Source organism: Streptomyces sp. NBC_00539 (assembly GCF_036346105.1).
Lineage (GTDB): Bacteria > Actinomycetota > Actinomycetes > Streptomycetales > Streptomycetaceae > Streptomyces.
Genome location: NZ_CP107811.1, coordinates 4,497,520 through 4,518,961 on the forward strand (window position 1 = coordinate 4,497,520; position 21,442 = coordinate 4,518,961).

Sequence of the window (21,442 nt, forward strand, 5' to 3'; positions counted from 1 at the left end):
GGCCCGAACTCCGGGCCGGACGGGTGTCGAGGGACCGTGTCGACACCCGCCCGCCCCGGTTCACCGTCGCGCGAAGGGGGCGACGGGGTTCTTGAGGGTGCCGATCAGCTGGAGGGCCGCAGACGGGTCGGTGAGGTCGACCATCTGCTGGTTGTCGCGCAGCTGGAGCCGGTTGAGGCAGGACAGCTGGAACTCCGGCGCGAACAGGTCGTAGCGGGCGAAGCGGTCCGCCAGCTCCGGCATCGACTCCTGGTAGGCGTGGGCGCAGTCGGCCACCGCCCGCCAGAAGGTCTCCTCCTCGCAGATGCCCTCCGCCGCCAGGATCGGGGCCAGGAAGCGGAAGAAGCAGTCGAAGACGTCCGTGAAGACCGACAGGAGCTTCATGTCCTCCGGGACGTCCGCCCGGATCCGCTCGACCGCCGGCGGCAGGACCGCGTCCGGGTCCATGACCACGATCTCCTCGGCGATGTCCTTGAAGATCGCCCGCCTCACCGCACCGCCCTCGATGACGAGGATCGTGTTCTCGCCGTGCGGCATGTACGCCAGGTCGTAGGCGTAGAAGCAGTGCAGGAGCGGGACCAGGTAGGCGCGCAGGTACGAGGCCAGCCACTCCTCGGCCGGCAGCTTCGACTCCTCGATCAGGGCGCCCACGAAGGACTTGCCCTCGGAGTCGACGTGGAGGAGGGACGCCATCGTGGCGAGGCGCTCGCCCTCCCGCAGCGAGGCGACCGGCGATTCGCGCCACAGGGCCGCCAGCATCTTGCGGTACGGCGAGTACCGGTCCGTCGCGCGCTCGTACTGGCGGTGGTGGTAGCCGATCGCCGCCCGCTCGCGGATGATCGAGAAGTCCACCGACCGCAGGACGGCGTCGGACACGATCAGCTGGTGGAGCCAGTCGTTGATCGCCGGGGTGGCTTCCATGTACGCCGCCGACAGGCCCCGCATGAAGCCCATGTTGAGCACCGAGATGGCGGTCTTCACGTAGTGCTTCCCGGGGGCGCTGGCGTTGAAGAACGTACGGATGGACTGCTGCGCCAGGTAGTCGTCCGAGCCCTCGCCCAGCAGGACGAGACGGCGGTTCGCGATCTCCGCCGCGAAGGTGACCGTCGTCTTGTTCCACCACTGCCAGGGGTGGACGGGGAAGAGGTGGTAGTCCGCCGGGTCGAGGCCCAGCGAGACGAGGCGGGCGGCGAAGGCCGCGACGGTCTCCTCGCCCAGCTCCTCGCGCATGAACGAGTCGTGGTCCAGGCCCGCGCCCGCCGTGAAGGTGGAGACGTCCTTGTGGGTCGCCACCCACACCAGGTGGACCGGGCTCGCCGCCTCCGGGGCGTACGCGAGGTACTCGTGCACGCCGAAACCGAGGCGGCCGTTGTTCGCCACGAAGCAGGGATGGCCCTCGGTCATGCCGGTCTCGATGTCCTGGAAGGAGGACTTGGCCAGGACGGAGGAGGAGACCTGCGGCTTCGTGTACTTGAACCCGGAACCCGCCAGGGTGGAGGAGATCTCCTCCAGGTACACCGGCAGGACCTCCGCGCTCAGGCCGAGCGTCTCGCGCAGCTCGATGTGGAAGTCCAGGGCGTCGAGGGGGAGCTCGGCCCCGTCCCGGTGGCGGGTGATCGAGGACTCGTCCACCGCCCAGTGGTCCAGCGCGTACAGGGCGGCGCGGAACCGGTACTCCACGGTGCCGTCGTCGCTGGAGACCGCGTACCGCTCGTCGCCGATCGGCTCGGGGGTCAGCAGGCGCTCGTGCGAGAACTCCGCGAGGGCCTTGCGCACCAGGGCGCGGTTGGCCCGCGCCCACAGCTCGGGGGAGAGGTGGGAGACGGCGTCGGCGAGGCTCATATGGATCCCTCCCGGGTGGCCGCTTCGAACTGCTCGCGGGTGCAGAAGCTCAGCAGCGCTTCCTTCTCCGGCTTGCGCACGGGGCCCTGCGCCGTGAAGCCGACGGCCGCGTTGAGGGCGTGCACGGCGGTGTTGCGGACGTCCGGCTCGACCACCACGCGCCGGGTGGCGGGGTCCGCGAAGAGGGCCGCCATGACGGTGGTGATGACCGCGCGGGTGAAGCCGTGGACGGGAGTGTCGCTGGGGGCCACCAGGAAGTGCATGCCGACGTCGCCCGGCCGGGCGTCGTACAGGCCGACCAGCTCCAGCCGGCTCGGGTCGTACTTCTCCATCAGGAACGCGGGGCGGCCGTCGTGGAGGCCGATGAAGGCCTCGTGGTGCTCGGCGGCGGCGATCCGCATGTACTCGCGCTCCACGTCCGGCAAGGAGGCGCCGCCCATCATCCAGAAGGCCGCTTTGGGGTGCGTGACCCAGCCGTGCAGCAGCTCCGCGTCGGAGAAGGGGTCCAGGGGGCGCAGGGCGAAGTCGCCGAGGGCCGGATCGGTCCGGGTGAACAGGAGTTCGGTGGTGCTCATACGAGGGTGCCTTCCGGGGCCGTGAACTGCTGGAACGCGATGGACTTCTCGACCTTGTAGTGCTCGCGGCCGAGGAGCTCTCCGATGATGTACGCGTTGCGGTACGCGGCCATGCCCAAGTCGGGGGAGGTGACGGAGTGGTTGTGGACGGTGCCGTTCTGCAGGAAGATCCCGCGGCCCGTCACGTCGATGCTGTAGTTGCGGGCCGCGTCGGGCCGGCCGTGGCCGTCGAAGCGCAGCCGGTCGCGTACGGGTGCCAGGAACTCCGGCAGGGTGTAGCGGTAGCCGGTGGCGAGGACCAGGCCCTCGGTGGCGAGGGAGAAGTCACGTTCCTGCTCCTCCTGGCGCAGGCCGAGGGTGTACGTGCCCGTCGTGGTGTCGTACGCGGCCGAGTTCAGCGAGGTGTTGGTCAGCAGGGTGGTCGGTACCGGGCCGGGGCTGCTGATCTTCTTCTGGTAGAGCAGGTCGAAGATGGCGTTGATCAGCTCGCCGTCGATGCCCTTGAACAGGTTCTTCTGCTGCGACTCCAGCCGGTAGCGGGTCTCCTCGGGCAGCGCGTGGAAGTAGTCCACGTACTCGGGGGACGTCATCTCCAGCGTCAGCTTCGTGTACTCCAGCGGGAAGAAGCGGGGGGAGCGGGTGACCCAGTTGAGCCGGTAGCCGTGTACGTCGATCTCGCTGAGGAGGTCGTAGTAGATCTCGGCGGCGCTCTGCCCGGAGCCGACCAGGGTGATCGACTTCTTCTGCTGGAGCTGCGCCTTGCGGTCCATGTAGGCGCTGTTGTGGGTGAAGTCGCCGCCCAGGCCCTCGCAGGCGGACGGCACGAACGGCGGGGTGCCGGTGCCCAGGACCAGGCGGCGGGCGAGGTGGGTCTCCCCGCGGTCGGTGTGGACCTCGTACAGCCCGGCCCGTTCGTCGTAGGTGACCTCGGTGACGGAGGTCGAGTACAGGACGTTGTCGAGGCGGTCCGCGGCCCAGCGGCAGTAGTCGTTGTACTCGGCGCGCAGCGGGTAGAAGTTCTCCCGGATGTAGAAGGAGTACAGCCGGTCCTTGTCCTTGAGGTAGTTCAGAAAGGAGAAGGGCGAGGTCGGGTCGGCGAGGGTGACGAGGTCCGACATGAACGGCGTCTGCAGGTGCGCGCCGTCCAGGAACATCCCGGCGTGCCACTCGAAGTGCGGCTTCGACTCGATGAAGAGCCCGTCGAGCCCGTCGATCGGTGCGGTCAGGCAGGCGAGTCCCAGGTTGAAGGGACCGAGGCCGATACCGATGAAGTCACGGGGTTCACGAGTGGACGGCAAGGGATGCTCCCAGGTACTGCTCGGCGTGTACGGCGAGGAGGTCGAGGACGGCCGAGATGTCGGACGCCGTGGTCTGCGGGTTGAGGAGGGTGAACTTGAGGTACTGCCTGCCGTCGACCTTGGTGCCGGCGACGACGGCCTCGCCGGAGGCGAACAGGGCCTTGCGGGCGTGGAGGTTGGCCTCGTCGACCAGGTCCGGCCGCAGGTCGCCCGCGGGGACGTAGCGGAAGACGAGGGTGGAGATCGTGGGGCGTACGACGACCTCGAAGCGGGGGTCGGCGTCGAGGAGTTCCCAGCCTGCCGCCGCCAGGTCGATGACCTCGTCGAAGAGCGAGCCGATGCCGTCGGCGCCCATCACGCGCAGGGTCATCCAGAGCTTGAGGGCGTCGAAGCGGCGCGTCGTCTGGAGGGACTTGTCGACCTGGTTCGGGATCCGCTCCTCGGCCATGCGCCGCGGGTTGAGGTAGTCCGCGTGGTACGTGGCGTGCCGGAGGGTGTCGCGTTCGCGGACCAGGACGGCGCTGGAACTGACGGGCTGGAAGAAGGACTTGTGGTAGTCGACGGTGACCGAGTCGGCGTGCTCGATGCCGTCGAGGAGGTGCCGGCGGGTGGGGGAGACCAGCAGTCCGCAGCCGTACGCGGCGTCCACGTGCATCCACGTGGAGTGCTCGGCGGCGAGGCGGGCGATCTCGGGGAGCGGGTCGATGGACCCGAAGTCGGTGGTGCCGGCGGTGGCGACGACGGCCATCGGCACGAGGCCCTCGCGGGCGCAGCTCTCCAGTTCCAGGGCCAGCGCGGAGGTGTCCATACGGCGGCCCAGGTCGACGGGGACGGAGATCACGGCCTCGTAGCCCATGCCCAGCATGGCGGCGGACTTGCGGACGCTGAAGTGGCTCGCCTCGGAGGCCAGGATGCGCAGTCGCGGCAGGAGTTCGGCCTTGGTGAGTTCCCGGCCCTCGGCACGGGCCCGCTGGAGGGCGATGCGGCAGGCCTCGTCCCGGGCCAGTAGCAGGGCGTGGAAGTTGGACTGGCTGCCGCCGGAGGTGAACACGCCGTCGGCGCGCGGGCCCAGGCCGATGCGGCCGGCGGTCCAGTCGATCAGGCGGCGCTCGATGAGGGTGCCGCCGATCGACTGGTCCCAGGTGTCCATCGAGGAGTTGACGGCGGAGAGGATCGCCTCGCCGAGCACGGCGGGGATGACGACGGGGCAGTTGAGGTGCCCGAGGTAGCGGGGGTGGTGGAAGTACACCGCGTCCCGCAGGTAGACCTCTTCGAGCTCGTCGAGGGCGGCGGCGGGGTCTTCGAGGGGCTTGTCGAGGTCGATCCCGTTGATGACCGGGGCGAGTGCGTCGACGGAAATACCGGTGTGGGGCCGTTCCGTGGTGGCCAGTTTGGCGGCGACACGGTCGACGCCTTCGGTCACGGAACGCCGGTAGAGGTCCGCGGTCGTCTCATTGAGCAGATGCGAACGCATCAACTTTCCTCCGGACAGGGGGCAGTGGGGGTGGACGGTGGTGCTCCGAAATGCTTGCTTAGGTTAGCCTAACCTAACCATTTTGCCCAACAGAGAGGGCCCCGGCCGAAACGGCCGGGGCCCTCTGAACGGGGGTCGGTGCAAGGGGAGTTGGGGCTTACAGATCCGCGGCGGGGTCCTCGCTGGGAGCCCGGCCCGAATAAGCCTCCGCGAGGAGCTCCTCCTCGCTCACGCCGAGCCGCCAGTAGCCGGTGAAACGCACCCGCCGCCGGTCGACCCCGCGCTCCTGTACCAGGAGGCGGCGTACGGCGCGGATCGTCGCGGACTCCCCGGCGATCCAGCCGTACGGGGCCTCGCAGGCGGGCGCTCCGTCCGCCCGGACGACCTCCAGCAGGTGCTCGGTCCGCGCCCGGCCGGCGCCCGCGCCCCGCACCACCCAGGTGATGTCCGCGTCCGCGAGGGTGGGCAGGGTGAGGCGGTCGTCCTCGTGCGGGACCTCGAACCAGGCCTTGACGCGGCTGCCCGGGGGGAGCCGGTCCAAGATCGCGGCCGCCGCGGGCAGGGCGGTCTCGTCCGCGTACATCAGGATGAGGTCGCTGTCCGCCGGGGGCTGGAACCGCACGGACTTGTTCCGGGCGACGGCCGGCCCGATCGCGAGGATCCGGCGGCCGGTGACCGCCCGCCCGGCCCACGCGGAGGCGGGGCTCGTGTCCCCGTGGAGGACGAAGTCGATGTCGATCTCGTCCACGCCCTGTGGGGTACGCCGCTGCTCGCGCACGGTGTACGAACGCATCACCGGGCGCTCGCCCTCCGGCATGGCGCGCCAGGCGCCGAACCAGGTGTCCTCGTCGGTGGACGGGAGCACGGTGTGCTCCCGGTGCGGGGGCGGCAGGAAGAGCGAGAGGCTCTGGTCGTAGCCGCCCGAGCGGAAGCCGGCGAGCGACTCACCGCCGAAGGTGACCCGCAGGAACGAGTGGCCGAGGCGGCGCGTGCGGAGCACTTCGAGCGCGAAGAAGCGGAAGTCCGCGACGGCCCCGGCGGTGTCCGGGCCGCTGTCCGTTCCTTCGGCGGCGGAGGTGGTGGCGGTCATGCGGTGGGTCCCCCAGGGAGTTGGTCGACGGCGCCGGAACCGAGCGTGGTCAGCTGACCTTCTTGGCGCTCTGGATCGCCTTCGCGAGGTCTTCAAGGATCTTGGCGCACTTGTCGTACGAGTAGATCGGCTCGGTCACGCGCGGGGTGACCTGGCCGGCCTTGACGGCGGGCAGCTCGGCCCAGGTCGGCTTGGCCTTGAGCTCCTCGGGCTGGAGGGTGCCGGTGCGGTTGTCGAGCAGGACGACGTCGGCCTTGTACTTGCCGGCGTTCTCCCAGCTCAGGCTCTCGAAGAAGCCACCCTGGTCCAGCTTCTCGGGGACGACGAACTCGACGCCGAGGGACTCGAAGTACTTCAGGTCGGCGGAGGTCTTCGGGGTGGAGACGTAGAACAGGTCGGCGGCGCCGGAACCGACGAGCACCTTGATGCCCGGGTTGGCCTTCGTGGCCTCGCGGACCTTGGCGGAGGCCGCTTCGAAGCGGGCCTTCGCGTCGACGGCGGCCTTGGAGTTCAGGTCGGCGCCCAGCGACTTGGCGAGGTCGGCCGTGCGCTCCAGCGACTTGTCGAGGGTGGCGTCCCCGCCCACCGAGATCGCGGCCGCCGGGGCCAGCTTGAGGATCTTTTCCTTGGAGGCCTCGGGGACGTACCAGTACGTGCCGTCCCAGGTGTTGGTGACGAGCAGGTCGGGCCGCAGGGCCGCGTACTTCTCGACGTTGAACTCGTCGTAGACGTTGCCCAGGATCTCGACCTTGGAGATGTCCATCGTGCCGGCCTGGACGTCGGGCTTGCCGTCGGCGGTCTTGGTGGGGCCGAACACGCCCTTCACCTTGACGCCGTAGTCGGACAGCGCGGCCGCGGTGCCGGTGAAGGCGACGATGTTCTTCGGCGTCGACTTGGCGGTGACGTCCTTGCCCAGGTCGTCCTTGAAGCTCCAGGCCCCGGAGGCCGCGGCGCCCTTGTCCGATTCGCCCGCCCCGTCCTTGGCCTTGTCGGCGCCGCCGCAGGCGGAGAGCGCCGCGACGAGGCCGAGGGCGCCGCCTGCGGCGATGAGGCCGCGGCGGGTGAAGGGGGAGGTCCGGGACTTGGGCATGTCGATGTCCGCTTTCGTGCGTGGAGCGTGCCGGGCGACCGCTGGGGCCGTTCGAAGGAAGGTTAGCCTAACCTCGCTTGGAAAGGTAAGGGGGCCCTAACTTCCGTCGGGGCCCCTCACCTGCACGCCTACGCGGACGGACCGACTCTCAGCCCCCGAAGCCCAGTTCGCGCGCGATGAGCATGCGCTGCACCTCGCTCGTGCCCTCGCCGATCTCCAGGATCTTGGAGTCACGCCACATCCGTGCGACCGGATACTCGTTCATGAACCCGTAGCCGCCGTGGATCTGGGTGGCCTCCCGGGCGTTGTCGACGGCGACGGTGGAGGAGTACAGCTTCGCGATCGCCGCCTCCTTCTTGAACGGCTCGCCCGCCACCAGCCGCGAGGCCGCGTCCCGCCAGCCGACGCGGGCCATGTGGGCACGCATCTCCATGTCGGCCAGCTTGAACTGGATGGCCTGGTTGTCCCCGATCGGCCGGCCGAAGGCCTGCCGCTCCTTCGCGTACTTCACCGACTCGTCCACACAGCCCTGCGCGAGGCCGGTGGCGAGCGCCGAGATGGCCACGCGCCCCTCGTCCAGGATGCGCAGGAACTGGGCGTAGCCGCGGCCCTCCTCGCCCACCAGGTTGGCGAGCGGCACCCGTACGTTGTCGAAGGCAAGCTCACGGGTGTCCGAGGAGTTCCAGCCGACCTTCGAGTACGGCGCCGCGACCGTGAAGCCCGGGGTGCCGGACGGGACGATGATCGAGGAGATCTCCGGGCGGCCGTCCGCCTTGCGCCCGGTGACGGCGGTGACCGTGACCAGACCGGTGATGTCCGTACCGGAGTTGGTGATGAAGCACTTCGAGCCGTTGATCACCCACTCGTCGCCGTCCCTCACGGCGGTGGTGCGGCTGCCGCCCGCGTCCGAGCCCGCGCCCGGCTCCGTCAGGCCGAAGGCGCCGAGGATCTCACCGGAGCACATCCGCGGCAGCCACTCCCGCTTCTGCTCCTCGGTGCCGAAGAGGTAGATCGGCATGGCGCCGAGGGAGACCCCGGCCTCCAGGGTGATGGCGACCGAGGAGTCGACGCGGGCCAGCTCCTCCAGGGCGATGCCGAGGGCGAGGTAGTCACCGCCCATGCCGCCGTACTCCTCGGGGAAGGGCAGGCCGAACAGGCCCATCCGGCCCATCTCGCGGACGATCTCGTACGGGAACTCGTGCCGCTCGTACAGGTCGCCGATCTTGGGCGCGATGACGTCGTGGGCGAACTCCTCGACGGTGCGGCGGAGTTCCTCGTGCTCGGGGGTGAGCCGGTGGTCGAGGGACATGTCTTCGTTACTCCTTGTGGGAGAGGGCGCGGACGGTACGGGAGGGGCTGGGCCGGCCCAACTGCTCGGCCATCCACACGCTCGTGGCGGTGAGGGCGGCCAGATCGACCCCGGTCTCGATGCCGAGACCGTCGAGCATCCACACCAGGTCCTCGGTGGCGAGGTTGCCGGTGGCGCTCTTCGCGTACGGACAGCCGCCGAGGCCGCCCGCGGAGGCGTCGACCGTGGTCACGCCGTGCTGGAGCGCCGCGAGGGTGTTGGAGAGGGCCTGGCCGTAGGTGTCGTGGAAGTGCACGCCGATCCGCTCGGTGGCGACGCCTTCCGCGTTCAGCGCGGACAGCAGCGCCCGGACGTGGCCCGGGGTGGCGACGCCGATGGTGTCGCCGAGGCTGAGCTCGTCGCAGCCGAGGTCGAGCAGCGCCTTGGCGGTGCGGACGACCTGGGGGAGCGGGACCGCTCCCTCCCAGGGGTCGCCGAAGCACATGGACAGGTAGCCGCGTACGTGGGCCCGGTGTTCCTTGGCGCGGGCCACGACGGGCTCGAACATGGCGAGGGACTCGGCGACGGTGCGGTTGAGGTTGCGGGCGGCGAAGGTCTCGGTGGCCGAACCGAAGACGGCGATGCGGGTGGCGCCCAGGGCCAGCGCCCGGTCGAGACCGCGCTCGTTGGGGACGAGGACGGGCAGGGCCGCGTCGACGTCGGTGAGGAGGGGGAACAGCTCCTCCGCGTCGGCCAGCTGGGGCACCCACTTGGGGTGGACGAAGCTGGTGGCCTCGATGGTGGTCAGCCCGGCAGCGGCCAGGCGGCGGACGAACTCGGCCTTGACGGCGGTCGGGACGGCCGTCTGCTCGTTCTGCAGCCCGTCACGGGCGCCGACCTCGTGGATGCGGACGCGGGCCGGCAGCTCGGGAACCGGGACGGTCATGGGCAGTCCGTTCACGACGTCTCCTCCTTCTCTTCCTCGTCCGGGGTGACGACGGCCAGGACCTGGTCCATGGCGACCGTCGTGCCGGGGGAGACGTCCAGCTCGGTGACCGTGCCGGAGTGGGGGGCGGAGATGACGTGCTCCATCTTCATCGCCTCGACGACGAGCAGGCTCTGACCGGCGGTGACGTGGTCGCCGACGGCGACCTTGACGACGGTGACGGTGCCGGGCATGGGAGCGGCCAGGGCGTCGGCCCCTGCGGCGGCCGCGCCCTTCGCCGTGACGGGGTCGTACGCCTGGACGTGCCAGGAGTCGCCGTCCCGGCCGAGCCAGACCCCTTCCGCAGAGGCGGTGTGGCTGAACCGGTGCGTGACGCCGTCCAGTTCGATGGTGAGGCGGTCGTGATCGCGGCTGATGACGCGGCCGCGGGCCGGCGTCCCGGGGCCCTGCCCCGGACTCCGCGCCCCGGACGCAGCCGGGGCCGCGTCCGGCGCGGCGCCGTCGGCGGCCGCGGCGTCCTGGCCGGCGAGCAGGATCTCCTGCTCCGTGCCCCGCTGCCGGGTACGGACCTCGACCGGGTCCTGACCCGGGAGGCGGAAGTGGCGGACCGTCCATGCCGGGGTTCCGCCGAGGCGCCAGCCGTCGGCCGCCCCGAAGGGGTCCACCCAACCCGGGTCACCCGGGCCCCCGGCAGGGTTTCGGGAAGGGGCGGGGCGGGGGACGTCCAGCAGCGCGGCCGCCGCGTACACCTCGGACGGCACCGAATCCGGGAGGAGGGACGCGAGATCCCGCTCGACAAGGCCGGTGTCGAGGTCGCCCGACACCACGTCCGGATGGGCCAGCAGCCTCCGCAGGAAGCCGGCGTTGGTCTGGACGCCGAGGATCACGGTGTCCGCGAGGGCGCCCCGCAGCATGCGCAGGGCCGTCGCCCGGTCGGGGCCGTGGACGATGACCTTCGACAGCATCGGGTCGTACGTGGAGCCCGTGTCCACCCCGGCCAGCAGCCCGGAGTCCGTGCGCACCGCACCACCGGACGGCTCCGACAGCGCCAGCACCGTGCCCCCCGACGGCAGGAACCCGCGCGCCGGGTCCTCCGCGCAGACGCGGGCCTCGATCGCGTGGCCCGTCAGGGTGACATCGGCCTGGCCGAAGCCGAGCGGCTCGCCGGCGGCCACCCGCAACTGCTGCTCCACCAGGTCCAGCCCGGTGATCAGCTCCGTCACCGGGTGCTCCACCTGGAGCCGGGTGTTCATCTCCATGAAGTAGTACGAGGACGGGTCCCCGCCCGGCACGATGAACTCCACCGTGCCCGCGCCGACGTACCCGCAGGAGCGGGCCGCCTCCACCGCCGCCGCCCCCATCGACGCCCGCAGCTGCGGCGTCAGCAGCACCGAGGGGGCCTCCTCGATGACTTTCTGGTGGCGCCGCTGGAGCGAGCACTCGCGCTCGCCCAGGTGCACCACGTTGCCGTGCGCGTCCGCCAGCACCTGGATCTCGATGTGCCGCGGCCGGTCCACCCACCGCTCCACGAGCAGCGTGTCGTCGCCGAAGGAGGACCGGGCCTCGCGGCGGGCCGCCGCGATCTCCTCGCCGAGCAGGTCCGCGTCCCGCACCAGGCGCATGCCCTTGCCGCCGCCGCCCGCCGAGGGCTTGAGCAGCACCGGCATGCCGATCTTCTCGGCGGCGGAGACCAGTTCGGCGTCGCTCAGGCCGCTCCCGGAGGAGCCGGGGACGACCGGGACGCCGGCCGCCTTCACCGTCTCCTTCGCCCGGATCTTGTCGCCCATCAGCGAGATCGCGCTCGCGGGCGGCCCGATGAACGCGAGGCCCGCCTCCTCGCAGGCCGCCGCGAACCCCGCGTTCTCCGCGAGGAAGCCGTACCCCGGGTGGACCGCCTCGGCGCCGGTGCGGCGGGCCGCGTCGAGCAGCCGCTCCACCGACAGGTAGCTTTCGGCGGCCGCCGCCGGGCCGATCCGGACGGCCGTGTCGGCCTCCCGGACGTGCCGCGCGTCCGCGTCCGCGTCGCTGAAGACGGCCACGGAGCGGATCCCGAGCTGCCGCAGCGTGCGGATGACCCGTACCGCGATCTCACCCCGGTTGGCGACCAGAACAGTGCTGAACATCAGTGAGGTCCTCACGTCACATACGGAAGATGCCGAAGCCGCGATCGCCCAGCGGAGCGTTCGCGCACGCGGTCAGGGCCAGCCCCAGCACCTGCCGGGTCTCCAGGGGGTCGATGACCCCGTCGTCCCACAGCCGGGCCGTGGCGTAGTAGGCGTTGCCCTGCTCCTCGTACTGCGCGCGGACCGGGGCCTTGAAGGCCTCCTCGTCCTCGGCCGGCCACTCCTGGCCCGCGCCCTCGATCTGGTCGCGCTTGACGGTCGCGAGGACGGACGCGGCCTGTTCGCCGCCCATCACGGAGATCTTGGCGTTGGGCCACATCCACAGGAAGCGCGGCGAGTAGGCCCGGCCGCACATCGAGTAGTTGCCGGCCCCGTACGAGCCGCCGACGACCACGGTCAGCTTCGGGACCCGGGTGCAGGCGACCGCCGTGACCATCTTCGCGCCGTGCTTGGCGATGCCGCCGGCCTCGTAGTCGCGGCCGACCATGAAGCCCGAGATGTTCTGGAGGAACAGGAGCGGGATGCCGCGCTGGTCGCACAGCTCGATGAAGTGGGCGCCCTTCTGGGCGGATTCGGAGAAGAGGATGCCGTTGTTGGCGACGATCCCGACGGGGTGGCCGTGGATCCGGGCGAAGCCGGTGACCAGCGTCTGCCCGAACTCCGCCTTGAACTCCTGGAAGCGGGAGCCGTCCACGATCCGGGCGATGACCTCGCGGGCGTCGTAGGGGGTGCGGGAGTCGACGGGGACCGCGCCGTACAGCCCGTACGGGTCCACCTTCGGCTCTTCCGGCGCCTCGACGGACCAGGGCAGGGCTCCGCGCTCGGGGAGGGTCGCCACGATGTTGCGCACGATCCGCAGCGCGTGCGCGTCGTCCTCCGCGAGGTGGTCGGTGACGCCGGAGGTGCGGGAGTGCACCTCGCCGCCGCCGAGCTCCTCCGCCGTGACGACCTCGCCGGTGGCGGCCTTCACCAGCGGCGGCCCGCCCAGGAAGATCGTGCCCTGGCCGCGGACGATGACGGCCTCGTCGCTCATGGCCGGTACGTAGGCACCGCCCGCGGTGCAGGAACCGAGGACGGCGGCGATCTGCGGGATGCCGGCGCCGGACATGCGGGCCTGGTTGTAGAAGATGCGGCCGAAGTGGTCCCGGTCGGGGAAGACCTCGTCCTGCATGGGGAGGAAGGCGCCGCCCGAGTCGACCAGGTAGAGGCAGGGGAGACGGTTCTCCAGCGCCACCTCCTGGGCGCGCAGGTGCTTCTTGACGGTCATCGGGTAGTACGTGCCGCCCTTGACGGTGGCGTCGTTGGCCACGATGACGCACTCGCGGCCGCTGACCCGGCCGATGCCCGCGATGACCCCGGCGGCGGGGGCCGCACCCCCGTACATGCCCTCGGCGGCCAGCGGGGCCAGCTCCAGGAACGGGGACCCCGCATCGAGGAGGGTGTCCACGCGCTCGCGCGGGAGCAGCTTGCCCCGGGCGGTGTGGCGGGCGCGGGCCCTCTCCCCGCCGCCGAGGCGGGCCGCTTCCAGCCGGGCGCGCAGGCCCTCGGCGAGTTCGCGGTGGGCGGCCTCGTTGGTCCGCCAGGCCTCGGACGCCGGGTCCGCGGCGCTCGTCAGCACTGGTGCCTGCTGCATCGGTCGAGCTCCCTTGCTCGGTCCATGGAAACCGGTCACGCTGTTAATGAGCGTTAACGCCTGTGGGGCCTAGGTTAACGAGCGCTAACGGCCCTGTCTAGAATGGATTCCCATGAGCACCAGAGCGGCCGCCCCCACCCGTCGCGAGCAGATCCTCAGTGAGGCCGCCCGCCTTTTCGCCGAGCGCGGTTTCCACGGCGTCGGCGTGGACGAGATAGGGGCCGCGGTGGGCATCAGCGGACCCGGCCTGTACCGCCATTTCGCGGGCAAGGACGCCATGCTCGCCGAGCTGCTCGTCGGGATCAGTGAACGCCTCCTGACCGGCGGCCGGCGCCGGGTGGAGGAGGCGGCCGGGGACCCGGAGGCGGTGCTGGCCTCCCTCGTGGAGGGCCACATCGACTTCGCGCTGGACGACCGCGCGCTGATCACCCTCCACGACCGCGAGCTGGACCGGCTGCGCGACGCCGACCGCAAGCTCGTGCGCCAGCTCCAGCGGCAGTACGTCGAGCTGTGGGTGGAGGTCGTCCGCCGGCTCCACCCGGAGGTGGGCGAGTCGGAGGTACGCGTCTCCGTGCACGCGGTGTTCGGCCTGCTGAACTCCACCCCGCACCTGGCGGCCCTGGGCCGGGAGGCGACCGAGTCACTGCTGCGGCGGCTGGCCAACGGGGCGTTCGGGGCGCTGTCGGGGTGACACCCCGTGTCCGCTGGTCGGAATGGAACAGACGGCTCCGGCGGGGCGGCGGCACAATGAACCGTATGCCGAAGCCGATAGAGACGCCCGCCCAGCCCGTGGGAACACCGAACCGTACCGAACTCATCGACCACCTGGTCCGTACGCGGATCGCGGGCGAGGTGGCGACGGCGCGCGAGAACAACCTCTCCCACTACCGCAAGCTCGCCAACGGCGACCGGCACTACTGGCTCGGACTGGAACTCGGCGACCGCTGGACGGACGAACAGGACGTCCTGGCCGTCATGGCCGAGCGGTGCGGGGTCGTGGACGACGCGGAGCACCGGTACGGGCAGGACACCATCGACCCGGAACTGACCGTCGCCGCCCTGGACCGGATGGCGGCGCGGCTGCGCAAGGCGGCGCTGGACCGCCAGCGGGTCCTGCTGGCCACCGGGCACCCGGGCGGCCTCCTGGACGTCCACCGCGCGACGGCGGCCGCCCTGCGCGACGCGGGCTGCGAGATCGTGGTGGTCCCGCCGGGGCTGACGGCCGACGAGGGCTCGGTGTGGCAGTTCGCCGACGTGGCCGTACTGGAGCGCGGGGCCACGCTGTGGCACACCCACTCCCCGGCCCCGATGGCGGCGATCCTGGACGGCCTGGACGCCGCGGGGCGCCCCCTGCCGGACCTGGTCGTGGCCGACCACGGCTGGGCGGGCTGCGCGGCGCAGCGGGGGCTGGACGCGGTGGGCTACGCGGACTGCAACGACCCCGCGCTGTTCCTCGGCGAGGCGGAGGGCACCCTCCAGGTGGCGGTACCGCTGGACGACCACGTCCGCGACCCGCGCTACTACGACCCGATGGTGGCGTACCTGCTGGCGGCGGCGGGCCTGCGCTGACGGGACGCGGGCCCCGGCCCCAGGGCCGGGGGCCTAGCCCAGCCAGCCCTTCACCTCCGTCTGGACGGCCGAGCCGTCGAGGTCCGCGAGCTTGGCGGCGACGAAGTCGCGGGCCCAGTCCGAGGTCTGGATCCGGAACGGCATCTTCTCGACGGTCAGGGCGGCGACGACCGGCGCCGCAGCCTGCTCCGGGGTCTGGGCGGTGTCGCTGCCGAAGGTCTTGAGGGCGTGGTCGACGTAACCCTGGAGCGCCGGGGCGTACGGCCCCGCCTGCGCGAGCATGGCCGGTACGTCGAGCCGTACGTTGTTCACGAACTCGCTCGCGACGGCGCCCGGTTCGACGACGGCCACCTGGACCCCCGTGCTCGCGGCGACCGGGGCGAGCGACTCCATGAAACCCTCGACGGCGAACTTGGCCGCGCAGTAGGACTCGTTGAAGGGCTGGCCGACCACCCCGCCCACGCTCGTCACCGTGATGACCCGGCCGCCCGACGCGCGCAGGTGGGGCAGCGCGATGCGGGTGAGCTCGACCACCCCGAAGAAGTTGACCTCCATCACCGACCGGACCTGCTCCATGTCGTGCTGCTCGATGGTGCCGACGAAGCCGGCGCCCGCGTTGTTCACGACCGCGTCGAGGCGCCCGTGTTCGGCGACGACCTCCGCCACGCAGGCGGCCGCCGAATCGGCGTCGGTCACGTCCAGCCGCTTGACCTGGACCCGGTCGGCGACACCGGCCGCGCGGGCGGCCGCCAGCAGCGCGTCCGCCCGGCCCGTGTCGCGCATCGTCGCCACGGCGTGCCAGCCGGCCCGGGCGGCGCCGACGGCGGCGGCCAGGCCGATGCCGGAGGAGGTGCCGGTGATGAGAACGGTCTTGGTCATGGGGAGCTCCTCGTAGAACCGTAAGTGCGTGTGCACACACATTATCGTTGTGTGCGTGTGCACGCAACCTCTCTCCCGGTAGGCTTGTCCCCATGGCGCAGAACAACCTCACCCCGGGCGAATTCACCCCCCGCGACCACGCTTTCTACGGCCTCGTCTGGGCGGGCTCCACGCTCAGTGCCCGGGTGGACCAGGCGCTCGCGCGCCGCCACGACCTGCCGCTGTCGTGGTTCGAGGTGATGCTGTGGCTGCGCGCGCAGAAGGAACCGGTCGCCGCCTCCGAGCTGGGCGCCGTGACCCTGCTCAGCCGCAGCCAGGTGTCCCGGGTCGCGGACTCCCTCCAGGCCCGCGGCCTGATCGAGCGGATACCGTCCCCGACCGACGCCCGCTCGGTCCGGATCGCCCTCACCCCGGCGGGCCACCGCGCCTTCGAGGAGGCGGACGCCACCCGTCGCGAGGTCCTCGCCGAGGTCTTCGACGACCTCCTGGACGACGCCGACATCTCCGCGCTGACCGGCATCTGGGCCAAGCTCAAGGCCCGGCCGGCCGCCCGCGGGCCGCTCAAGGGCTGACGAAGCAGAACTCGTTGCCCTCCGGGTCGAGCATCGCCTGGAAACGACCCTGGTCGTCGGTCACCGCTGCGCCCAGGCGGCGTGCGCCCAGCCCCACCGCCTCGCGGGCGGCGGCCTCGACGTCCTCGACCGCTATGTCGAGGTGCAGGCGGTTCTTCACGGCCTTGGTCTCGGGGACCGGCTGGAAGGCGAGCCGCGTGGAGCCGGACAGCTCGACGTGCGACCAGCCGCGCCCGCGGTCGACCGGTTCCCCGCCGAGGAGCCGGGCCCAGAAGCGGACCAGCTCCTTCGGCTCGTGACAGTCCACGACGATCTGCTGCACGTGTCCACGCATGGTGCCCCAGCCTACGGACCGCCTCCGGATGTCGGCGTCGGGTCCAGGTACACGCGGCGGATCGACGGCCAGCGCTCGCGCAGCTGCGACTCCGCGTCCTCGCACGCCGCCTCCACCTGCCGGGCCGACGCCAGGTCATGGAAGTCGATCTTCGCCGCGATCAGCACCTCGTCCGGCCCCTGCACCAGCGTGGTCAGCTCCAGCACCCCCTCGATGTGCGGCACCGAGAGCAGTTCCTCCCGTACCTCCGCGCGGGTCGCCGCCGGCAGGCTCCGCCCGATCAGGTACTGCGCGTTCGAGCGGCCGAGCTCCCACGCCACCCACACCAGCAGCAGCCCGATCAGCAGCGATGCGACGCCGTCGTACGCCCCCGAACCCGTCAGCTGCGCCCCCAGCAGCCCGCCGGCCGCCAGGACCAGGCCGATCAGCGCGGCCACGTTCTCCAGCAGGACGGCCTTCACCGCCGTGTCCGGGGTGTGCTTCACGTACCGCACCAGCGGGGCGCGCAGCCGCGCCGCCTCGCCGCGCACCTGCCGCCAGGCCACGAGCAGCGAGTAGCCCTCCAGCAGGAAGGCGACCGCGAGGATGACGTACGACACCGTCGGGTCGCCCGGATCCTCGCCGTGCAGCAGCGTGTGGATGCCGTCGTACACCGCGAAGACCGCGCCGCCGACGAAGGTCGCGATCGAGGCGAGCAGCGCCCAGATGTAGCGCTCCGGCCCGTAGCCCAGCGGGTGCGCCTCGTCGGCCGGCCGTGCGCTGCGTTTGAGCGCCGCCAGCAGCATGACCTCGGTGACGGTGTCGGCCACCGAGTGCGCGGCCTCCGACAGCATCGCGCTCGACCCGCTGATGATCCCGCCGACCGCCTTGGCGGCGGCGATGCCGAGGTTGGTGACGACCGCGACGACGACCGTCCCGACGCTCTCGGACTCCGCCGCTCCGGTCGCTTCCGGTGGTCCCGGTGGTTGTGAGGCCATGCAGCGACGGTAGGCGCGACTATCCGCGCGGGACGCGTACGACACCCTCCTGGATGACCGTCACGGCCAGCCGGCCGTCCTGCGTCCAGATGCGGGCCTGGCCCAGGCCCCGCCCGGCCGCCGCCGAGGGCGACTCCTGGTCGTACAGCAGCCACTCGTCGGCGCGGAAGGGCCGGTGGAACCACATCGCGTGGTCCAGGGAGGCGCCGACCACGTCACCGACGGCCCAGCCGCCCCGGCCGTGCGCGAGCAGCACCGAGTCCAGGAGCGTCATGTCGGACACGTACGTGGCCAGGCAGGTGTGCAGCAGCGGGTCGTCGGAGTCGAGCTTGCCGGCCGTACGGAACCACACCTGCGAGTGCGGCTCCCGCGGCTGCCCGACCGAGCCCCACGGGGGAGTCGTCGCGTACCGCAGGTCCACCGCGCCACGGGCCTCCATCAGCCGCTCCACCGTGCCCGGGTCGCGGAAGACCTCCCGGTAGAGCGGGAGCGACTCGGCGGCCGTCGGCAGGGTCTCCGGGTCGGGCGCGTGAGGCATCACGGCCTGGTGGTCGAGCCCCTCCTCGTACGTCTGGAAGGACGCGGAGAGGTGGAAGATCGGCTGCCCGTGCTGGACGGCGACGACCCGGCGCGTGGTGAAGGAGCGCCCGTCGCGGATCCGGTCGACGGAGTACACGATGGGCGCGCCGGGATCACCGGCGCGCAGGAAGTAGGAGTGCAGCGAGTGCGCGGTGCGGTCCGCGGGCACGGTCCGGCCGGCCGCCACCAGTGCCTGGGCCGCGACCTGCCCGCCGAAGACCCGCGGTACCAGCGACGTACGGCTGGTACCGCGGAAGATGTTCTCCTCGATCTGCTCCAGGTCGAGCAGGTCGAGGAGCGTCGTCAGTGCCTCGTTCATGGGGCTGGGACTGGGGTTCCCCCGGTCCTCAACTGTTCCTCAGAGGCCCATCGACTTCGCGATGATGGACTTCATGACCTCGCTGGTGCCGCCGTAGATGCGGTTCACGCGGTTGTCGGCGTACAGACGGGCGATCGGGTACTCGTTCATGTAGCCGTACCCGCCGTGCAGCTGGAGGCACTTGTCGATGACGCGGTGCGCGACCTCGGTGCAGAACAGCTTCGCGGAGGCGGCCTCGGCGGCCGTCAGCTCGCCGGCGTCCAGGGCCTCCAGCGCGCGGTCGGCGACGGCCTCGGCCGCGTCGACCTCGGCCTGGCAGGCGGCCAGCTCGAACTTGGTGTTCTGGAAGTGCGCGACCGGCTTGCCGAAGACGGTGCGCTCGCTCACGTACTGCTGGGCGAAGCGTATGGCGGCCTTGGCCTGCGCGTAGGCGCCGAAGGCGATGCCCCAACGCTCGGAGGGCAGGTTCGCACCGAGGTAGTAGAAGCCCTTGTTCTCCTCGCCGAGCAGGTCCTCGACGGGCACCTTGACGTCGACGAACGCGAGCTCGGCGGTGTCGGAGGTGCGCAGGCCCAGCTTGTCCAGCTTGCGGCCGACGGAGTAGCCCTCGGACCTGGTGTCCACGGCGAAGAGGGAGATGCCGAAGCGGCGGTCGTCTTCGCGCGGGGCGGAGGTGCGGGCGCAGACGATCACGCGGTCGGCGTGGACGCCACCGGTGATGAAGGTCTTGGCGCCGTTGAGGACGTAGTGGGTGCCGTCCTCGGAGAGCTTCGCGGTGGTCTTCATGCCCGCGACGTCGGAGCCGGTGCCCGGCTCGGTCATCGCGAGGGCCCACATCTCCTCGCCGGTGACGAACTTCGGCAGGAAGCGCTTCTTCTGCTCGTCGCCGGCCAGCATCTTGAGGTAGGGGAGGGCGAGCAGCACGTGCACGCCGGAGCCGCCGAAGTTGACGCCCGCGCGCGAGGTCTCCTCGTAGAGGACGGCCTCGAACTTGTGGGTGTCCAGGCCCGCGCCGCCGAACTCCTCGGGGACGTTGATGCCGAAGAGGCCCAGCTCACCGAGCTTGTAGTAGAACTCGCGGGGGGCCTGGCCGGCGGCGAACCACTCGTCGTAGACGGGGACGACCTCGGCCTCGATGAAGGCGCGGATGGTCTCGCGGAACGCTTCGTGGTCCTCGTTGAAAACGGTGCGGCGCACGGCCGGCCTCCCTCTGCGGCTACCCGCCGCCGCTGTCGCGGAGGTGGTCGCGCGCCGTCGTGGTTGCTCGATTGATGGCTTACGTCTAAGCGCTTGCTCAGATTAAGTTACCGGCGAGTTGCCACCGCTGTCCAGGGTACGTAGCGCGAACCACAGTTCCATGCGCGTGTCCGGGTCGTCGAGGTCGCGCCCGAGGAGGACCGAGCAGCGGGCGATGCGCTGGCGGACCGTGTTGCGGTGGACGCCGAGCACGGCGGCGCTGCGGTCCCAGCTGCCGTGGTGGGCCAGCCAGCCGCGCAGGGTCGCCGCCTGGACCGCGGTGAGCGGTGCGAGCAGGGCCTCGGCGTGCGCGCGGGCCCGCGCCGGGTCCAGGAGGCCGGGCAGGCCGGCGTCGGAGTGCCGGACCAGCGCGGTGCGGGCCGCTTCGGCGCGTTCCAGGGCGCGGCGGGCCTGGGTGTCGGCCGTCGGCAGGGCCCCGGGTCGGGCGGGGGCGCTGACGCCCAGGCGCCACCCCGGCTGCGGGACCGGGTCCCGGTCGGTCACGAGGCGCAGCTCCGGGCCGAGCGCGTCCAGGAGTACGGTGCCCAGCGCGCCCGCGAGGGCCTGCGGATCCCCCGCACCCCGGGCATGGACCACCTGCCAGGGCCCGGGGGCCAGGGCGGCGGCCGGGTCCCCGTCCAGCAGCAGCCGGGTCAGCGCGGCGGCCTCGGCCCCGGCGGGGCGGTGCGTGGTGAGCAGGCCCAGCAGGACGGCGGCGATGGCCGTGATGGCGTGGTCCCCGGGGGTGCGCTCCGGGACGGCGACCCCGAGGACGGCGACACCGGGGACGGGGGCGGGGTGCGGGGGCGCGGCTGCGCCCGGGCCGGGGCCGGCGGGAGCCGCGCCGCCGCCCAGGGCGTACGCCGACAGCTGCCACCCCGCGGCGGAGTCCGTCGCCGTCGCCGGGCCGCCCGGCGCGGCGACCCGCCCGAGCAGCGCCTCCAGCGCGGCCTCCGCCCCGGGGGGCACCTCGCGGCCCGCTTCCCCGGAGCCGGCGCCGCCGCCCGGGCCGCCCCGCAGCAGCACGACCCGGCCGCCCAGCGCCGCCGCCAGCCGGCGCAGCACCGCCGGGACCGGATCCGGCCGGGCGGCGGCCGCGGCCAGCGCCTGCTGCGCCTCGGTGACCCGGCGCAGCTCGCGCGTCCGGGCCTCCGCCATCAGCCGCCACACGGTGCGGGCGACCGCGGTGAACGGGGTCCCCGGCGGGACCTCCAGCAGGGGCAGCCCGTGCCGGGCGCACGCCGCCACCAGCTCCGGCGGTACCACCTCGTACACGGGCGCCACCCCGAAGCCGAGCGCCGCCGCGCCCGCCGCGACGAGCCGGGCCACGTACCCGTCGGCGTCCGGCCCCAGGTGCGCCCCGGCGGTGAGCAGCAGCTCCCCGCCCAGCAGGTAAGGCGACGGGTCGGCCATCTCCGAGGCGTGCACGGCGTGCACGGTGGCGGGCCCCGCGACGTCCTCGGCCGCGTACAGCCCGCGCAGGCCCAGCTCCCGGTCGGCGAGCAGGGCGGAGAGTGCGACACCCGTGGTCGGCGGCTGGTCCGGCATGGATGCTCCGTACACATGAGAGCGGTCTGGTGGATGAAACGTACACTTCGCGGCTCCGAGGTGTCCCCTT

General features: G+C 71.9%; 19 protein-coding genes. 3 read left to right on the plus strand and 16 right to left on the minus strand.

What is annotated here, in order from left to right; translation table 11 throughout:
* Window positions 1–60 precede the first annotated feature (60 nt).
* The 10 genes from OG861_RS20220 to OG861_RS20265 all read right to left on the minus strand — a co-directional run bounded on the left by OG861_RS20220 (window position 61) and on the right by OG861_RS20265 (window position 13,359).
* The gene (locus OG861_RS20220; protein ID WP_329195410.1) at window positions 61–1,842 is read right to left on the minus strand and encodes an IucA/IucC family protein; all 1,782 of its coding nucleotides are present in this window, start codon (window positions 1,840–1,842) and stop codon (window positions 61–63) included.
* Window positions 1,839–2,417 (minus strand): GNAT family N-acetyltransferase, encoded by a 579-nt coding sequence (locus OG861_RS20225; protein WP_330261830.1) that lies wholly within the window; start codon window positions 2,415–2,417, stop codon window positions 1,839–1,841. The genes OG861_RS20220 and OG861_RS20225 overlap by 4 nt, the downstream gene beginning before the upstream one ends.
* The gene (locus OG861_RS20230) at window positions 2,414–3,715 is read right to left on the minus strand and encodes a lysine N(6)-hydroxylase/L-ornithine N(5)-oxygenase family protein (RefSeq protein ID WP_329195406.1); all 1,302 of its coding nucleotides are present in this window, start codon (window positions 3,713–3,715) and stop codon (window positions 2,414–2,416) included. The genes OG861_RS20225 and OG861_RS20230 overlap by 4 nt, the downstream gene beginning before the upstream one ends.
* Window positions 3,699–5,189 (minus strand): pyridoxal phosphate-dependent decarboxylase family protein, encoded by a 1,491-nt coding sequence (locus OG861_RS20235; protein WP_329195404.1) that lies wholly within the window; start codon window positions 5,187–5,189, stop codon window positions 3,699–3,701. Before OG861_RS20235 ends, OG861_RS20230 begins: the two co-directional genes overlap by 17 nt.
* Window positions 5,190–5,346: 157 nt before the next feature.
* Window positions 5,347–6,279, minus strand: a complete 933-nt coding sequence (locus tag OG861_RS20240) for a siderophore-interacting protein (protein WP_329195402.1) — start codon at window positions 6,277–6,279, stop codon at window positions 5,347–5,349.
* A 49-nt stretch (window positions 6,280–6,328) separates the two neighbouring features.
* Window positions 6,329–7,369: an ABC transporter substrate-binding protein gene (locus tag OG861_RS20245; protein WP_329195401.1), complete on the minus strand. Its 1,041-nt coding sequence runs from the start codon at window positions 7,367–7,369 to the stop codon at window positions 6,329–6,331.
* A 148-nt stretch (window positions 7,370–7,517) separates the two neighbouring features.
* Window positions 7,518–8,678: an acyl-CoA dehydrogenase family protein gene (locus OG861_RS20250; RefSeq protein WP_329195399.1), complete on the minus strand. Its 1,161-nt coding sequence runs from the start codon at window positions 8,676–8,678 to the stop codon at window positions 7,518–7,520.
* A gap of 7 nt (window positions 8,679–8,685) precedes the next feature.
* Entirely contained in the window at window positions 8,686–9,603 is a 918-nt protein-coding gene (locus OG861_RS20255) for a hydroxymethylglutaryl-CoA lyase (protein WP_329202199.1), read from the minus strand.
* A gap of 11 nt (window positions 9,604–9,614) precedes the next feature.
* Window positions 9,615–11,726 carry an acetyl/propionyl/methylcrotonyl-CoA carboxylase subunit alpha gene (locus OG861_RS20260; protein WP_329195397.1) on the minus strand — a complete coding sequence of 704 codons (2,112 nt, stop codon included), beginning with the start codon at window positions 11,724–11,726 and terminating at the stop codon, window positions 9,615–9,617.
* Window positions 11,727–11,742: 16 nt separating this feature from the next.
* Window positions 11,743–13,359: a carboxyl transferase domain-containing protein gene (locus OG861_RS20265; RefSeq protein WP_329195395.1), complete on the minus strand. Its 1,617-nt coding sequence runs from the start codon at window positions 13,357–13,359 to the stop codon at window positions 11,743–11,745.
* A gap of 112 nt (window positions 13,360–13,471) precedes the next feature.
* Between OG861_RS20265 and OG861_RS20270 the strand changes: the two genes are divergently transcribed.
* Both OG861_RS20270 and OG861_RS20275 read left to right on the plus strand, forming a co-directional pair.
* The gene (locus OG861_RS20270; protein ID WP_329195394.1) at window positions 13,472–14,050 is read left to right on the plus strand and encodes an SACE_7040 family transcriptional regulator; all 579 of its coding nucleotides are present in this window, start codon (window positions 13,472–13,474) and stop codon (window positions 14,048–14,050) included.
* Between the two features lie 56 nt (window positions 14,051–14,106).
* Complete coding sequence (locus OG861_RS20275; protein ID WP_443056512.1) at window positions 14,107–14,928, plus strand: phosphatase; 822 nt, start codon at window positions 14,107–14,109, stop codon at window positions 14,926–14,928.
* A 33-nt stretch (window positions 14,929–14,961) separates the two neighbouring features.
* On the opposite strand, the gene OG861_RS20280 is transcribed toward OG861_RS20275, so the two are convergent.
* Window positions 14,962–15,807, minus strand: a complete 846-nt coding sequence (locus OG861_RS20280; protein WP_330261831.1) for an SDR family NAD(P)-dependent oxidoreductase — start codon at window positions 15,805–15,807, stop codon at window positions 14,962–14,964.
* Between the two features lie 92 nt (window positions 15,808–15,899).
* Between OG861_RS20280 and OG861_RS20285 the strand changes: the two genes are divergently transcribed.
* A complete protein-coding gene (locus tag OG861_RS20285; RefSeq protein WP_329195388.1) occupies window positions 15,900–16,379 on the plus strand; it encodes a MarR family winged helix-turn-helix transcriptional regulator in 480 nt (159 codons plus the stop codon).
* Here OG861_RS20285 and OG861_RS20290 read toward each other — a convergent pair.
* The 5 genes from OG861_RS20290 to OG861_RS20310 form a co-directional block, all read right to left on the minus strand.
* Complete coding sequence (locus tag OG861_RS20290; protein ID WP_329195386.1) at window positions 16,369–16,713, minus strand: VOC family protein; 345 nt, start codon at window positions 16,711–16,713, stop codon at window positions 16,369–16,371. The genes OG861_RS20285 and OG861_RS20290 overlap by 11 nt on opposite strands.
* Before the next feature lie 11 nt (window positions 16,714–16,724).
* Window positions 16,725–17,690, minus strand: a complete 966-nt coding sequence (locus OG861_RS20295; RefSeq protein ID WP_329195384.1) for a cation diffusion facilitator family transporter — start codon at window positions 17,688–17,690, stop codon at window positions 16,725–16,727.
* A gap of 19 nt (window positions 17,691–17,709) precedes the next feature.
* Entirely contained in the window at window positions 17,710–18,588 is an 879-nt protein-coding gene (gene tesB, locus OG861_RS20300) for an acyl-CoA thioesterase II (RefSeq protein ID WP_329195382.1), read from the minus strand.
* A 39-nt stretch (window positions 18,589–18,627) separates the two neighbouring features.
* Window positions 18,628–19,785 carry an acyl-CoA dehydrogenase family protein gene (locus OG861_RS20305; protein ID WP_329195380.1) on the minus strand — a complete coding sequence of 386 codons (1,158 nt, stop codon included), beginning with the start codon at window positions 19,783–19,785 and terminating at the stop codon, window positions 18,628–18,630.
* Between the two features lie 102 nt (window positions 19,786–19,887).
* Window positions 19,888–21,372 carry a helix-turn-helix domain-containing protein gene (locus OG861_RS20310; RefSeq protein WP_329195379.1) on the minus strand — a complete coding sequence of 495 codons (1,485 nt, stop codon included), beginning with the start codon at window positions 21,370–21,372 and terminating at the stop codon, window positions 19,888–19,890.
* Window positions 21,373–21,442: the final 70 nt, after the last annotated feature.